Origin of the sequence: Undibacterium sp. Tian12W (genome assembly GCF_049339405.1) — a bacterium.
Classification (GTDB): Bacteria; Pseudomonadota; Gammaproteobacteria; order Burkholderiales; family Burkholderiaceae_D; genus Undibacterium.
Genome location: NZ_JBMPPK010000023.1, coordinates 1 through 14,917, shown reverse-complemented (window position 1 = coordinate 14,917; position 14,917 = coordinate 1). Strand labels below are relative to the sequence as shown.

Below are 14,917 nucleotides of genomic sequence, written 5' to 3'. Positions count from 1 at the left end.
AATGAAGCACCGGTATCTACTGACAACAAACTGATACAAAGCAAGTTGAACAAGGCAGACATTTTTACGTCATAGTGTTGGCAATTTCATCTAATGGCATTCAACTAGACCCAAATCATGACTACACGCCGTAAAAAAATATGCCCAGCGACAGTAACGCAATTTGTCCGTCATGGTCGCAAGACAACGCGTAACCTGGTAGTGGGTGTGCTGATCACAGAAGCTTTTTGCATGTGTCCAATTGCTTATGCTCAAACCCCGGATAAGCCAGCTGTACCTGCCACACCGGCCAAAGCCGCAACACCAGTCAAGCCTGCAGAACCCAAACCAGAAGAAACAAATAGTAAGACTGGGCCGGTAAGCAAAACAGATAGCAAGCCTGTGACATCTGATGCGCCAGTCAGCAGCAGTGGCGAACCACAATCGGTGACCGTGCAAGCAGAGCGCCCCAGCAATCGCATTGATCGTCAGGTATATGATGTCAAATCAGATGTCGCCAGTACCAATGGCACGGCCACCGATGCTCTCAACAATATTCCTTCTGTATCCGTAGATCCAGATGGCACAGTCAGTCTGCGCGGCAGCACTAAAGTTCAAATCCTGATCGATGGAAAACCATCCGCCATGATGCAGGGCGATAACCGTGGCGCATCGCTGAATGCCATGCCCTCACACGACATAGAATCTATAGAAGTGATCAATAATCCTGGCGCGCAGTTTGGCAACGAAGGCGGTGGTGGGCCCATTCTCAATCTGGTCATGCGACGCAATCGCCAACCTGGCGGCTTCGGCGTCGTTAATGCCAATGCCGGATCAGCGGGTCGCTATAACAGCGCTGTATCTGGCAGTTATCATGAGGGCCTGTTTGGCATACAGGGTGGAATGAATTTTCGCCATGATGGCAGAAATTCAGTGGGCGATGCTGTCCGCGACCGGCTTGATCTCGGTCAGCACAGTACACAGGAATCTGCTTCTGCTGGCTTGAATAATTCTTCCGGTGTCAATGCTGCGATTACGTACAACATCGGCACGAAGGACACACTCGGGGCCAATTTCTCATATGCCAGACGCAACAATGACCAAAAATCGACAGACCATTACCTGAACACCGGCCAAATCAATAATGACTATGTGCGTTCCACCCAGCGCGGTGGCGAAAGCACCAACTACAGTTGGGGCGGGCGCTATGACCACAAGGGCGATATTAACGGTGAAATAATGCGGCTGGACTTGCGTGTATCAGGTTCGGACAATGCCAGCTCCAACGCGTATTCCAACGTCTACTCCAACGTAGATGCGAGCAGTCCGATTATTTTTACCGATGTGCACAGCAGGCAAAATAATGCCAACAACATCAAGATCGTCGATTTTACCGGTGACTATGAACGCCCCGATGAAAAGGGGCTTTTAAAAATGGGCTACAAAATAGCCAACAACAAAAGTGAATTTGATACCAGCTATTTTAATCTTGATCCCATCAGCAACACTGCCATCCTGAACCCGTCACGAACCAATAGTTACAATCTGGATGAAGCCAATATTGCCCTGTACGGCTCATATCAATTACGCCTGAATGAAAAATGGGGTGTACTGGCAGGCCTGAGGACGGAGTATACGCATATCGATATTCAACAATTGACTGCGCACACAGAGGCGACCAATCACTATATTAACTATATCCCAAGCTTTTTCGCCAGTTACAAGGCCAGTGACGATACCACCCTGCGTTTCAGTTATGCACACCGCATACGTCGCGCCAATGCCAATGAGCTTAATCCTTTTGTTGTCTATCGTGACGAGCTGAATTACTCCAGCGGCAACCCAAAATTGAAGCCAGCGCAAACAGACTCTTTTGAATTGGCGTATGAAACCAGAGTCATCGGGCTGGATATGAATATCCGTGGCTACTATCGCACAGAAAGCGACAGTATTTTGTCTCGAAAAATCCCGATCAGCGACACTGTAGTGCTGACCACACTGGAAAACGGTGGCGGCAATCATTCCAGCGGTGTTGAATTCACGCTCAGCGGCAAACTAACACCCAAGCTTTCCATCAACACCAGCGGTAACCTCTTATTCATCGAACAAAAAATCCTGACTGCCACCGGTCAGGAAATTCAGCGTTCAGCATCATCATTAAGTTTGCGCGGGCGCTTTAATTATCAACTGAGCGAACAGGATCAGTTGCAAATCAGCCTGAATTCCCAGGGAAAAACGCTATCGGGTGAAGGTTATCGTCAACCCAATTCCACTGCCAATTTCAGCCTGCGCCACACCATTACACCTAGCCTGAATCTGGTTTTGAACGTCACAGATGTGTTTAACTCAAACAAAATTGATACCATCGTCGATACAGATACTCTCAAAGAGCACAATATTCGACGCTATGACGGTCGCCTGATATATATCGGGCTGTCTTATCGCTTTGGCGGCAATACATCCGGCGGCCCGGGCAATAATCGCCAGGAAATACGTCGCCCTCCCCCACCTGGCCAATCTTGATGCGACCATACCGCCATCCGGCAATCAACGGCCTGTCGATTACTATCGACAGGCCGTTTTTCATCGAATGCCAATCACCACTCTGATTGTTTTTCTGAAAAACAGCCTTTGCCCCATAGCTACCCTAAAATGCATTAATAATTTCTCGAGCTTTTTATTACTGCAAGCATTTCCTGAGTTGATTTCGATGAAAAAAATACCGACTTTCAAGCTATTGATTTTTATTGGCAGCATCGCCTTTAGTAATACGCTCTACGCCCAAACATATTCATTTGATTTCAGCGCACAACCCGCAGCGCAGTCCAAAGCGGTGAAAGCAGATGCTATCTATTCAACAGAGACTGGATACGGTTTTGAGAATGGTGCTCAAATCATTGCCACCAGCAATGGCATCAGCAGTGCCAAACCCTTCTTGTTCTCCGTTGCTGTAGCCGAGGGAAACTATCGTGTCAAACTCATGCTGGGTGATGATGACGGCGAATCTGAGACAACCGTCAAGGCAGAAACTCGCCGTTTGATGCTAGAAAAAATCAAAACCAGGAAAGATGAGCGCATAGAAAAAAGCTTCATCGTCAACGTACGTCGCCCGGGTATTGCTGGCGGTGGTGAAGTCAAATTGAAGCCCCGTGAAACAGGAGAAGAACAATTTACCTGGGACGACAAACTGACGCTGGAATTCAATGGCCCACGCCCCAGTGTAGATTCCATCAGCATAGAACGCGTAGAAAATGTGCCCACGCTTTATTTACTGGGTGACTCTACTGTCACCGATCAACCAGGCGAGCCTTACGCCAGTTGGGGGCAAATGCTGCCACGTTTTTTCTCAGCGGATGTCAGTGTCGCGAATTATGCACAGTCAGGCGAATCCCTGGCATCTTCTAAAACGGCACGCAGGCTGGACAAAGTACTCAGTCTGGTCAAACCTGACGACTATGTGTTGATCCAATTTGGGCACAATGACATGAAGGCGGTAGATGTCGCCACTTACAAAAATAACCTGAAGATCTACACCGCAGCACTGGCTCAAAAACATGTACAGGTGATATTGGTTACCCAGGTACAACGCCGTACATTTGAAGGTACGACTATCACCAATTCTCACAAGGGCTATCCGGATGCGGTGCGTGAAGTCGCCAAAGAAGAGAACCTGCCTCTGATTGATCTGCATGCCATGAGCAAGGTCTTTTATGAAGCACTGGGGCCAGAAAAGTCTTTGCTGGCATTTAAACCGGGGGACGGTACCCATCACAATGCCTATGGCGCTTATGAACTGGCCAGGTGCATCGTGGAAGGTGTGCGGCAAAGCAAATTACCTCTGAAAAAATTCATCTTGGCTCAACTGGAAAGTTTTGATCCTGCCAAACCGGACGTGCCAGAATCTTTTTTCATACCGGCCAGCCCGGCTATCGTCAGTATAAAAAAGCCAGATGGCAGTTGAGTTGTCGTTGATGCGCGCCTTATAATCAGTTGATTTAATGACTACCATGACACCGTTTACAGGAATTTTCATGATTATACATAGCGCAATCCCCATCTCGTGGAATAAGGCCTTGCAGGCTTTATTCCTTCTGGCGGTAGTTAGTGTGGCCTCAGCACAGAACGTGAAAGAAGATGACAGGCCAGTTGTGGAAGAAAGCAAACAGATCGTCAGTCAGACGCTTGATCCAAAACTGCCCTCCTTCTTTATCGTTGGCGACTCCACAGCCCGTAGTGACGCACCCATGCGTGGCTGGGCGGATGAAATAGCACCCTATTTCGACTTAAAAAAAATCAATGTCATCAATCGTGCCATAGGCGGGCGTAGTAGTCGCACCTATATCCAGGAGGGCCGCTGGGACAAGGTATTGGGCGAAATGAAAGCTGGTGATTTCTTGCTGGTACAGTTTGGGCATAATGATGTTGGCCCGGTTGATGCCAGAGGCAAATTCAGAGGCACATTGCGTAGCACTGGAGAAGATACCGAAATCATCAACAGACCAGATGGCAGCGTTGAAATCGTGCACAGTTACGGCTGGTATTTAAAAAAATACATACAAGATGCCAGGGCGAAGGGTATTTTCATCATCATCGCAACACCCGTGCCACACAAGGACTGGTCTAATGATTTTGCCGAGCACCGCAAGCTGGCGAGCATAGTCGCCAATGAAACCCAGGTAGCCTTGATTGATGTTACAGCCATTACTGGCAAAACATACGACGTCCTAGGCAAGGAAAAAGTCGATACCTTATTTAGCGATCAGCGCACCCATACCAACATCACCGGCGCAAGGATTAATGCAGAATCCGTCATTGCGGGCATCAAAGGTCTCTCAGACAATGGCTTGAACAATTATCTTTCACTTAAAGCTGGCCTTATATCACCGCAGCCTGAGTGAAATTTTCTGGCAACTCACAATCCTATATATTCATCTCATGAAACGCTTAATTTTATCTGCCCTACTGTTTACTTCTATTTGTCATGCACAAGTAAGTTCGCTACCTGTCAAACAGCCTACTACGATTGCAAGTGATCAGAATTACAGTCCCAAATTGGCTTATCAAATCTACTTTAATGACTATATAACACTAAGGAAAAATCGCCCGGCTGATCTGATTTTCATTGGTGATTCGATTACAGAACAATGGCGATGGGGAGCGGGCTCTTCTGTTTGGAAAAAACATTTTGAAGAGCGCGCGATCGATTTTGGGTTGGGGTCGGACAAAACCCAACATACTGTCTGGCGCTTGGAAAATATCGACCTGTCAGCTTTTACACCTCAGGTCGCCATCATCCTGATTGGCACAAACAATGTACAGGATACGCCAGAAGAAATTGCCGACGGTGTAAAAGCCGTCATCGCTGCCACTCAAAAGAAATTCACTGGCATCAAGATTGTTTTATTGGGTATTTTACCGAATGCTCGTGCGACAGAAAAAATGGCTGCCACCAATGCGTTGCTGGCGCCACTGGATGACCAGCGAAACATTTACTATCTCGACCTCGCGGCGCAACTCCCACCTGTCGGGGACAACTGGAAAGGCATGAGTAAAGACAAGTTGCACCTATCCGTCGAAGGATACGAAATTTGGGCAAGCGCCTTGGAGCCTTTGCTTTCGACAATAATGAATCAAAATTGAATTTGCCATTTTTGGCAAATTCAATTTTTTTCTGGCACAGCACTGGCAAACAAATACTCTTCTTTGTTTTAATTTTCCGCATTCACATCTACGTGGAAATTAAATATTGACCCTCAAATTGCAAGGAAAATAAATTCTTGCAGCAAATGTTTGGGGTAAATCCCTATTATTGCAATTATTTTGCGCTAACATAATCCTTTCAAGGATTTTAGCCAGAACATCCTCAGCGTCAAAAAAATTTCTGGTTTTTCTCTTTCAGTAAATGATAGATAACAGGAGTTATTCCATGAAGACTTTGATGACAAAGAAGTACAACACACCTTTTCTGAAGACAACGCTCATTGCCTGCGGTTTATTAGCTACTCCACTAATCGCGACATCACAAACCAAACCAGCCACCGGTGCGCAAGGCAAAGTCGCTGCTACAAAAGCTGGAACACAAGTGACCAAGCCGCCGATTGCTTTTGCGTATATCGATCTGGCGACTAATGCCAGTGATATGCCGGGTGGCATGATGGGCGGGGCTATGCAGGGCGCGCAGTCTGGCGGCTTCTTCGGTGCCTTGGGTGGCATGGCTCGCGGTGGCACCGGCAACAATGACAGAGGTAATGTTTTCGGCAATACGCATTCCATGGGTTTTGCCAGTGGCAGATTCATGGATGTATCAGTTTTCACAAACAAGAATACTTCGCTGACTGATTCCAACCAGATGATACCCGCAGGCATGAACCTCGGTGACAGCCTGAAGCTGCTAGCGCCGGTTCCAGAAAAACCAGTGCAATACACTCCTTCTGAAGAAACACCATCCGAGCCCAGCTATGAAAAACCCAAAGGCAAAATTTCGATTTATTGGGGCTGCGGCGAAACAATAAGACCAGGGCAACCGCGTACTCTCGATGCTGCCAAAGCATCGCCAGAAGATTATGCAAAATTCTTTACCATGCGCGGCAAAGTCACCAAGGGTGCGCGTTCACAACCTGGCAATCCTGCATGGCCAAACAAGAGCGATGACAGAAAAGTGCCGGATACTGCTTCACTGGTTGGCCAGCATCAATTTGTCGGTAATGGCATCCCTGAGAGCTTCAAACTCAATCTGGCGTCAAACAATGATTTGATGGCAGCGATTGAACTTGTACAAACCAAGAAGGCTGGCGGGGTTGGACTGGAGTGGAAATCGGTGCCAAATGCGCGTGGCTATTTCATTAGCGTCATGGGTGGTCAGTCGGGTGGCGGCGATAACCCCGAAGTCATAGTCTGGACATCCAGTGAATTGCCAGACTTTGGCTTTGGCCTGGTCGATTATCAAGCCAATGCAGATGTCGATAAGTGGCTTAATGAAAAAGTCATCCTGCCCGCCAGCACGACCAAATGCGATGTTCCAAAAGGTATTTTTGGCGAACAGGGAGCGGGCATGCTGCGCATGATTGCCTACGGCTCAGATGCTTATTTTGCCTACCCTCCTCGTCCCAGCGATCCAAAAATTGCCTGGGAACCAGATTGGCAAACCAAGCTGCGTATGAAATCGACCTACAGCTCCATATTAGGAGGTATGGGCGACATGGGTGGACGCAGGTCCAACAATGCATCGCAAGCAGAGCAACAGCAAAGGCCTGAACAGAAAGAAGAACCCAAGGTCAAGACAACAGATGTTCTGAAAGGTTTACTGGGTTTCTGATTTAGGCCTACAACTTAGGGGCAACTGAGCTATGTTGATCAATGCGTTGATGAATGCATTGATGAATGCATTCACCAATACCTTGGCCGATGAACCAATCGATGTCCTGCAATGATATGAATGGAAAACGACAAGCATTCATATCATTAAAAGTTCTTCCTTCAATAGCCTTTGACTCTATCTACCGTCACAGGCAACTCTCCCGTCGATCTGTAACGCCGGATATTATTGGCCACAATCAAAGAAGCCGTTTCTCTGTCTGTGGGTGCCGAACAATGCGGCAATACTGTCACAGACGGATGCTGCCAGTGCCATGCAATGGCGGGCAAAGGTTCTGTTTCAAATACGTCGAGAACTGCATGACCGATATGCCCGCTATCCAGGGCGATATGCAAATCATGATCATTAATGATGGCCCCCCGCGCGAAATTGATCAGCGATGCACCTTGCGGCAAGGCTTGCAGGGTTTGGGCATTGACCAGTCTTTTGGTATCTGGTGTCAGCGGTAACAGACAAATCAGGATATCGGTTTTTGCCAGCATGACTGGCAATTCATCTGTACCTGCAAAGCATTCGACACCTGCAAAATCTTTGCGATTGCGGCTCCAGCCAATGACATTAAAACCTGCACGCAGCAGGCTGTTCGCCGCAGCCTCACCCAATGCACCGAGGCCCAGCAGACCTATAGTTTTTTGCTGAGGCCGCAGATATTCACGTGGCTGCCAAAGCTGCTGCTTTTGTTGTCGCGCGTAAGCTGGCATATCTCTGTGTAGGTAGAGCGTCCAGGCCAGCACTGCTTCGGCCATGGTGCTGGCCAGTTGCGGGTCTATCAAGCGGACAATTTTCAGCTCAGTGTCGGCCAAATCTGAAATCAGTCTTTCCACTCCCGCCCAGACACTGTGCACCCATTGCAATTGCGGTAATTGCTTCAACTGCGCAGGATCAGGATTGGCAACGATGGCGACTTTACAGGTAGCTTTGTCCTCATCACTCATACTGTCAAAGGCGACAATCTGTTCGTCTGGCAGATTCTTTTGCAGCGCATCTACCCAAGCCTGGGTATGGGAGTAAGCAGGCGCAGCCAGGAATGGAGTTTTAGTTGAATTCATTTGTCGTAAATACTTTCCAGATTATTGAAACCTTTGATTTCTATGGGATTGCCTGAGGGATCAAGAAAAAACATGGTTGCTTGCTCACCTGCTTGTCCAGCAAAACGAATTGAGGGTTCCAACACAAAGTCGAGATCATGGCCCCGCAGGCGATCGGCCAGTATCGACCAGTCCGTCATCGCGAGTATTACACCCAGGTGCGGCATGGGCACAAGATGACACCCTACCCTGCCTGTATTAGTCGTGGCGAACGGCGTGCCCAGATGCAAGGAAATTTGATGACCAAAAAAATCAAAATCTACCCAGGTGGCCGTACTGCGCCCCTCTTTGCAGCCCAATATGCTTGCATAAAATTGCCGTGCCTGATCAAGATCATGCACATGATAGGCAAGATGAAATAAAGCTTTCATGGATATGGCTCCGTATTGAATTATCGCTGTTCATATGGTGAGTCGCAATATTGAAATGCTAGCGCCATTTCTTCGTAAGAGATAGCATATTATTTTTAATCCATTCGAAAGAATTTTTTATGGATAGTCGCTATCTACAAAGCCTGATTGCGACGATAGAACATGGGTCTATCGCTGAAGCCGCAAGAGTTGAGAACCTGACCGCAGCAGCAATCAGCCAGAGAATTCAGGCCTTGGAGAGAGAGTTGGGCTTTCCCTTATTGTCGAGACAGACGCATGCGGCAAAGCCAACCCAGGCTTGCCTGCATCTGCTGCCACGAGCACGAAATATCGTGCGCGAGATTGGTTTGTTGGCTGGTGATGCCGACCTTGATGGCCTGACAGGCACAATAAAAATCGGCGCCATTTCCACCGCGATGACAGGTATGCTGCCAACTGTCTTACGGCACTTGACCAGACATGCACCAAAATTGAAGGCCGGTATCGTACCTGGCACGTCCCGCTCCTTATATCAGTCCGTGCAGGATGATGAGATCGATGCGGCAATACTGGTTGCACCTCCATTTGATTTGCCTACAAGCCTGATAGCACACCACATAAAAACAGAGCACCTGGTCTTACTCTCCAGGCAAACGCCGCAAAACGATGTCCTGTCCACGCTACAATCAAAGCCCTATTTGCGTTATGACCCGACAGCATGGGGTGGCCGTTATGCTGAGAAATTTCTGAAAGACCAGGGCCTGGCGCTGGAAGCCATGTGCGACCTGGATGCACTGGAAACCATCGCCATGCTGGTCGCAGATGATGTAGGCGTCAGTTTGGTACCACACTGGTCAGGCCTGGCAAAGTTGGCAAGACATTGCGTATTAACACCCATCCCCAACCCTGCCTATGCACGCCAACTCGTTTTACTCAGCAAAACACAACATCCTCGACCTGCAATGTTGGGCCTGTTGCTGCGCTCATTGAAAATCAAGTCTTAATCTGACCGCATCTGAGTAAGGGCATCAGCCAGTTGATTTTTGTGCCTGGGCACCCAGGACACGCGCAACTGCTCAAATGCAGAGGCCAGTTCCTGTGCTTGCTGACGATACTGCTGCATGCGTAACAAGCTACTCAACTTGATATGGTTAAAGTCATCAATGACAACCTGGCTATCGCCATGCACAAGCAAGTTCACTATTCCGTGTTGTCTCGCTTGCTGTAATAGCAGTATCAAACCACTGTATTCTGCGTCACAGCTGTCGCCGTACTCCATATGAGCTATGTGTTCAAAATTTTGCCCGTCGGGCGCTTTGAGTATGCAGGCAATCCGACATTTCCCTGGGTTAGGCACTGCCGAGCCATCGAACCAGGCCAGCCAGGTATTTGCAGGCAACAAAGTTAAATCGCGATCTTTTTTACCCTTTTGCCGTGCAGCTTTCTTGACCAATCTTTGAGCAGCATCCGCCACCTTTATGGCTTCCCGCTGTTGTGCCAGCTCTGAGATATTCTGCAAACCTGAATTCTGTGCCGCTGCTTCCAGCAGCTTAAAAAGAGCTTCCCCAGCATGCAGTTTTTCCTGCTTTGCCAATTGACGACTAAGCGCGTGCTCTTTGCGCGTAGCAATACTGACTAGTTGTTGATATGTAAAATTGGAATCCATAAAGCTTTGCGATTTAGATTTAGTAAATGTCCTGATATGACCGACTCTGGTCGCTATCTATGCTGGCACGTACCATTCAAACTGATATTCTGCTTAATATTCACCCACAACAGAAAGGAAATGTATCATGCTTGAACTCAGACCGAATTGTGAGCGCTGTGACTGTGATTTACCACCGGATTCTGACGTGGCCCGCATTTGCACTTTTGAATGCACCTTTTGTGTTGACTGCGTAGAGGGGTCGTTACAAGGTATATGCCCGAATTGTGGTGGGAATTTCGTCCCAAGGCCAATCAGGCCACAAAATAAACTGCTAAACAACCCTGCATCGACCAAACGAGTACATGCAAAAACAAATTAAACCTTAGCCAACCCATGTCCAAATCTGTCCTTAGCACACGTCACATCCTGATCGCTGCCATAGTCATTCTGTTGTGGGGAATGAATTTTGTGGTGATCAAAATAGGATTGAAAGGCATCCCCCCCTTTTTGATGGGTGCTTTGCGCTTTATGCTGGTGGCGTTTCCGGCTATCTTGTTTTTGCCACGCCCAAAAGTGTCTTTCAAATTGTTATTGGCATATGCCATGTTCATCAGCCTTGGCCAATTTGCCTTTTTGTTTTCAGCAATGGCGATCGGTATGCCAGCAGGTTTAGCATCACTGGTTTTGCAAGCGCAGGCTTTCTTTACTGTGGGCTTATCTGCTATGGTCTTTGGCGACAAGTTAAGGCCCAGCAATTTACTAGGCATGCTAGTGGCCAGCGCAGGTCTCATACTGCTGGGCAGCGCAAGCATTGCCAGTTCGGCCAGCCAGGTGACACTCGCTGGCTTTGCACTCACTTTATGCGCAGCATTCTCATGGGCCAGCGGTAATGTCATCAATAAAAAAATAGGAGTGACTAATGTACTGAGTCTGGTGTCATGGAGTGCCCTGGTGCCTATACTGCCATTTATTTTGCTCTCTTACTTGTTTGAAGGTGGTGATGTCATCTTGCACAGTTTAAGCAATATGAGCCTGTCATCTGGTCTGACCATCGTTTACCTGGCCGTCGCAGCTACCCTGATAGGCTACACCTTATGGGGCAAACTACTGGCCAGCTTGCCTACCCACCTGGTTGCACCGCTGACGCTAATGGTGCCGGTAGTTGGCTTGACTGCAGCATGGCTGATACTTGATGAGGCATTAAGCCATACACAATTATTGGGAGCAGTTATCGTCATGGCTGGCCTGCTCATTAATGTATTCGGTACAAAACTGGTACATAACTTGCGCAATATGCTCGCCTGACTAATCATGCCTCGCATTCAGCCAGTTTATTTTCTGTTATTACAAGACACCTTATTGCTGGACATTGCCGGGCCAGCAGATGCACTCTTGTTTGCCAATCGTTACCAGGATGAAGTGCGTTTTGAGATGCACTTTATCAGTTCGCTGCAAAGCGTGAATTCTTCTGTCGGCCTGCAACTAGGCCCGCTGCTGCCTTTGCCGGAGCAACTGACTCCAGATGCCATTCTGATTTTGCCTGGTCTGATCGGTGGCAATGAAGTCTATGCTTTGCCAGATGCACAAATTGCCATCCGGTGGTTGTCAGAAAAAGTACAGGCAAGCCATAGAGTGGTGTGTATTTGTTCTGGCGCACTGATGGCAGCGCATGCTGGCTTACTGAGCGGGCACAAGGCAACGACACATCATAATCATTGCCACGAGTTGGCAGAAATAGACAGCTCAATCAAAATAGAAGAAAACCGCATATTTGTTGAAGATGGACGCATCAGCACCAGTGCCGGCGTTACGGCGGGCATAGATCTCGCCCTACATCTGGTCAGCGAACTTACCAGCCCCTTTGCTGCGAGTGCAGTTGCCCGCAATCTGGTGGTATATATGCGTCGTTCTGGCAATGATCCACAATTGTCACCCTGGCTGAAATACCGTAATCATCTGCACCCTATTGTTCACAAAGTACAGGATGCCATGGTCAAAGACCCTGCTCACCCTTGGAATTTAACTGAATTGTCCAGTATCGCCTGCAGCAGCACGCGGCATATTACCCGGCTGTTCAAGTTGCACACTGAAGTGTCGATACAAGCCTATTTGACATCACTGCGCTTATCGATGGCGACAAAATTTCTGGCCAACACCGATTGGTCAATAGAGCGAATTGCAGAGGCGTCTGGTTTTGGCTCGGCAAGGCAATTCAGACGTATCTGGAATAGTCACTTTTCTGCACCTCCTTCGGCTGAACAATTTAGATGATTAATTTTCACATCTCACCCCCGACGATAATTAGTAAAAAAATAAAGCATAAAAAATCCCACCGCTTTACAGAGGTGGGATTTTTATTTTTACACAGCAGGGAAGATGCTCTCTCCCTGCTGCATGGGTAGCAAGCTACCCATTTTCCTGCATAGCTTACTGAATTAAGCGATGAAGTCGCCAGCGACGATGGAACCTGCGCCAGTGATTTTAACGATAAAGTCAGTTGCATCAACAGTACCTACAGTGCCACCGATGTTTTGGAAAGCATATGTACCAGCTGCTGTACCTGCGGCTACAGTGATAACGTAAGCCTGAGTATTCGCTGCCAGAGCCGCGCCAGCTGCAGTTGCCGCTGTAGCGATTGCTGCTGCCAGAGTAGATACGTCAGCAGTAGCGATAGACAACAGGTTCAGCGTTGTTGCTGCTGTACCAGTTTTGAACACGTCAGCGCCAGCAACTTTGAAGTTTGCTACTGTATCGATTGCAGAGATGACTGAACCAACACCGATTGTATCAGCACCAGTTGCAGTTGTTGACAGATTGATTGTATCCACACCGGAACCACCAGTAATAGTGATTGCGCCAGTTGCTGTACCCAGGATATTAACAATTTGACCGCCAGCACCTAATTGGACAGTGTCACCACCGAAAGCACCTTTCGTAAAGCCCAAGGTTACAGCGCCATCTGCATTTTGGAACGCATACCCAGCAGCAGCACCACCTGTTACACCAATAAATTCAATGCCTGTTACTTTAGGCTGGATATTAGTAGCGGCAGAAAGAAGACCCAAATTTAGATTATCAGTACCCAGGCCACCAACAATACCATTATTTGCAGCAAGCAAAACATTCGCTGCAGAAATACTGAACGTATCATTACCTGTGCCACCGATGACAGACACCAGGCCAGTTGTACCTACGAAACTGTTTGTGCCGTTAGCCAGTACATAATTCTCTATTGATGCATTCCCAATAACAGTGCCAGCGGTAGTAAGTGTGATGGTTTCTGTTGCGCCAGCGGCAACGCCCGTGAACGCGCCGTATTGAGCTGCTGTCAATGTTACAGATGCGTTATTTGCGATAAACAGTGTCTCAAAGCCTGTGATGTTCGCCGCAGAAATATTGTCACCGTTGAACACGCCTAATGTGTCTGTTGTGCCAGCGCCAGCAGAGTAGGTGCCAGAATAAGATTTGCCGGCTTCCAGCGTAAGGGTGTTGCTACCAGCGCCCAAGTTAACGTTACCAGCCAGGAATGTGGAACCAGTATTAGCGAAGTTCACAGTGTCATCACCTGTGCCACCATTAACTGTAGTGATACCAGTAGTCGCATTGAAGAAACCAATACTATTAGTAGCATTAGCCAGGTTCAGTGTCTTGATGTTGGTGATAGTACCACCTGTACCACCATCACCAAGACTTACAGCTGCTGCACTACCCAGAGTGATCGCATCAGTGTCACCCAGATTACCGTTGACTGTTGTACCGCTCAATGTCGCTGTCAAGCCTGTGAAGTTATCGTTCACGCCTGCAACGCTGTTAAATGTACCGCCAGCTGTCAGTGCTGTAGGAGACAAAGCAGAGCCGCCACCATTAACTGGATTAGTACCAACAACACCTGTTGTTACTGTTGCGCCACCAGACACTGTCACTGCATTGCTAACTGTAGTGTTGTTCACGCCACCACCAGTTGCATTGGAAGAAGACGTTGTGTCGATAACCAATGTGCCGCTAGTTACAGAGATCAAAGACAGATCGATGTTGTTCACGCCAGCGATGTCATCAACGATAGTCAGTTGATGTGGAACATTGCCTGTGAATGTGATCACTGGTGTGCTCAGGGACAGAGCAGCACGGGCAGCAACCAGAGCAGCGTATTGGGAAGCAGTGATCACAACAGCGGAGTTCGCTGTGATGTTTTCAATACCAGACAATTGCGCGCCAGCCAGGTTGATCGCACCGTAAGTAACCAGTGTATCGTTACCTGTACCCAGGTTGATCGTGTCTGTCACAACGCGGGCAACTGCAGTCGCTGTGGACTGTGCATTCAGGTTCACACCGTTTTCTGTCGTGTTGTATGTACCGGCAACATAGTTACCCAACAGTACAACGCGGTCATTACCAGCGCCGAGGCTCAGGAAGTTGGCGCCGCGGGCCAGTGTGACGTCCAGTGCAGATTGTGCTGTCAATGCGCCTGCATCGATGG

At 48.2% G+C, this 14,917-nt stretch carries 13 protein-coding genes; 9 read left to right on the top strand and 4 right to left on the bottom strand.

Annotated features, from left to right (window positions below):
* Window positions 1-117: 117 nt before the first annotated feature.
* The 5 genes from ACO0LI_RS24900 to ACO0LI_RS24880 all read left to right on the top strand — a co-directional run bounded on the left by ACO0LI_RS24900 (window position 118) and on the right by ACO0LI_RS24880 (window position 7,294).
* Window positions 118-2,502 (top strand): TonB-dependent receptor domain-containing protein, encoded by a 2,385-nt coding sequence (locus tag ACO0LI_RS24900; protein WP_423036036.1) that lies wholly within the window; start codon window positions 118-120, stop codon window positions 2,500-2,502.
* A gap of 187 nt (window positions 2,503-2,689) precedes the next feature.
* Window positions 2,690-3,940: a rhamnogalacturonan acetylesterase gene (locus tag ACO0LI_RS24895; protein WP_423036034.1), complete on the top strand. Its 1,251-nt coding sequence runs from the start codon at window positions 2,690-2,692 to the stop codon at window positions 3,938-3,940.
* A gap of 70 nt (window positions 3,941-4,010) precedes the next feature.
* Complete coding sequence (locus ACO0LI_RS24890) at window positions 4,011-4,877, top strand: rhamnogalacturonan acetylesterase (RefSeq protein WP_423036032.1); 867 nt, start codon at window positions 4,011-4,013, stop codon at window positions 4,875-4,877.
* 37 nt (window positions 4,878-4,914) lie between these two features.
* Window positions 4,915-5,619, top strand: coding sequence for a GDSL-type esterase/lipase family protein (locus ACO0LI_RS24885; RefSeq protein WP_423036030.1), 705 nt, complete (start codon window positions 4,915-4,917; stop codon window positions 5,617-5,619).
* Between the two features lie 286 nt (window positions 5,620-5,905).
* Entirely contained in the window at window positions 5,906-7,294 is a 1,389-nt protein-coding gene (locus tag ACO0LI_RS24880; RefSeq protein WP_423036028.1) for a hypothetical protein, read from the top strand.
* A gap of 161 nt (window positions 7,295-7,455) precedes the next feature.
* Here the strand turns inward: ACO0LI_RS24880 and ACO0LI_RS24875 are convergent, their stop codons facing one another.
* Together ACO0LI_RS24875 and ACO0LI_RS24870 are read right to left on the bottom strand one after the other, a co-directional pair.
* Window positions 7,456-8,403 (bottom strand): 2-hydroxyacid dehydrogenase, encoded by a 948-nt coding sequence (locus ACO0LI_RS24875; protein WP_423036026.1) that lies wholly within the window; start codon window positions 8,401-8,403, stop codon window positions 7,456-7,458.
* Window positions 8,400-8,813 (bottom strand): VOC family protein, encoded by a 414-nt coding sequence (locus ACO0LI_RS24870; RefSeq protein ID WP_423036024.1) that lies wholly within the window; start codon window positions 8,811-8,813, stop codon window positions 8,400-8,402. The genes ACO0LI_RS24875 and ACO0LI_RS24870 overlap by 4 nt, the downstream gene beginning before the upstream one ends.
* Before the next feature lie 119 nt (window positions 8,814-8,932).
* Between ACO0LI_RS24870 and ACO0LI_RS24865 the strand changes: the two genes are divergently transcribed.
* A complete protein-coding gene (locus ACO0LI_RS24865) occupies window positions 8,933-9,796 on the top strand; it encodes a LysR family transcriptional regulator (RefSeq protein WP_423036022.1) in 864 nt (287 codons plus the stop codon).
* Here the strand turns inward: ACO0LI_RS24865 and ACO0LI_RS24860 are convergent.
* Window positions 9,793-10,458: a ribonuclease HI family protein gene (locus ACO0LI_RS24860; protein WP_423036020.1), complete on the bottom strand. Its 666-nt coding sequence runs from the start codon at window positions 10,456-10,458 to the stop codon at window positions 9,793-9,795. The two genes, ACO0LI_RS24865 and ACO0LI_RS24860, sit on opposite strands and share 4 nt — an antisense overlap.
* Before the next feature lie 127 nt (window positions 10,459-10,585).
* On the opposite strand from ACO0LI_RS24860, the gene ACO0LI_RS24855 reads away from it, so the two are divergent.
* The 3 genes from ACO0LI_RS24855 to ACO0LI_RS24845 are packed head-to-tail and all read left to right on the top strand — an operon-like array spanning window position 10,586 to window position 12,711.
* Complete coding sequence (locus ACO0LI_RS24855) at window positions 10,586-10,819, top strand: DUF1272 domain-containing protein (protein WP_423036018.1); 234 nt, start codon at window positions 10,586-10,588, stop codon at window positions 10,817-10,819.
* Between the two features lie 14 nt (window positions 10,820-10,833).
* Window positions 10,834-11,745 (top strand): EamA family transporter, encoded by a 912-nt coding sequence (locus ACO0LI_RS24850; RefSeq protein ID WP_423036016.1) that lies wholly within the window; start codon window positions 10,834-10,836, stop codon window positions 11,743-11,745.
* A 6-nt stretch (window positions 11,746-11,751) separates the two neighbouring features.
* Entirely contained in the window at window positions 11,752-12,711 is a 960-nt protein-coding gene (locus ACO0LI_RS24845; protein ID WP_423036014.1) for a GlxA family transcriptional regulator, read from the top strand.
* Window positions 12,712-12,875: 164 nt separating this feature from the next.
* Here ACO0LI_RS24845 and ACO0LI_RS24840 read toward each other — a convergent pair.
* Window positions 12,876-14,917 (bottom strand): beta strand repeat-containing protein (locus ACO0LI_RS24840; protein ID WP_423036012.1); only part of this gene is annotated, 2,042 nt, incomplete at its 5' end.

Excerpts from the sequence above, each read along its gene's own strand:
- ACO0LI_RS24865 (WP_423036022.1), top strand. The coding sequence starts at position 8,933 with ATGGATAGTCGCTATCTACAAAGCCTGATTGCGACGATAGAACATGGG.
- ACO0LI_RS24870 (WP_423036024.1), bottom strand. The coding sequence starts at position 8,813 with ATGAAAGCTTTATTTCATCTTGCCTATCATGTGCATGATCTTGATCAG.
- ACO0LI_RS24900 (WP_423036036.1), top strand. The coding sequence starts at position 118 with ATGACTACACGCCGTAAAAAAATATGCCCAGCGACAGTAACGCAATTT.
- ACO0LI_RS24895 (WP_423036034.1), top strand. The coding sequence starts at position 2,690 with ATGAAAAAAATACCGACTTTCAAGCTATTGATTTTTATTGGCAGCATC.
- ACO0LI_RS24875 (WP_423036026.1), bottom strand. The coding sequence starts at position 8,403 with ATGAATTCAACTAAAACTCCATTCCTGGCTGCGCCTGCTTACTCCCAT.
- ACO0LI_RS24850 (WP_423036016.1), top strand. The coding sequence starts at position 10,834 with ATGTCCAAATCTGTCCTTAGCACACGTCACATCCTGATCGCTGCCATA.
- ACO0LI_RS24855 (WP_423036018.1), top strand. The coding sequence starts at position 10,586 with ATGCTTGAACTCAGACCGAATTGTGAGCGCTGTGACTGTGATTTACCA.
- ACO0LI_RS24860 (WP_423036020.1), bottom strand. The coding sequence starts at position 10,458 with ATGGATTCCAATTTTACATATCAACAACTAGTCAGTATTGCTACGCGC.
- ACO0LI_RS24890 (WP_423036032.1), top strand. The coding sequence starts at position 4,011 with ATGATTATACATAGCGCAATCCCCATCTCGTGGAATAAGGCCTTGCAG.
- ACO0LI_RS24885 (WP_423036030.1), top strand. The coding sequence starts at position 4,915 with ATGAAACGCTTAATTTTATCTGCCCTACTGTTTACTTCTATTTGTCAT.
- ACO0LI_RS24845 (WP_423036014.1), top strand. The coding sequence starts at position 11,752 with ATGCCTCGCATTCAGCCAGTTTATTTTCTGTTATTACAAGACACCTTA.
- ACO0LI_RS24880 (WP_423036028.1), top strand. The coding sequence starts at position 5,906 with ATGAAGACTTTGATGACAAAGAAGTACAACACACCTTTTCTGAAGACA.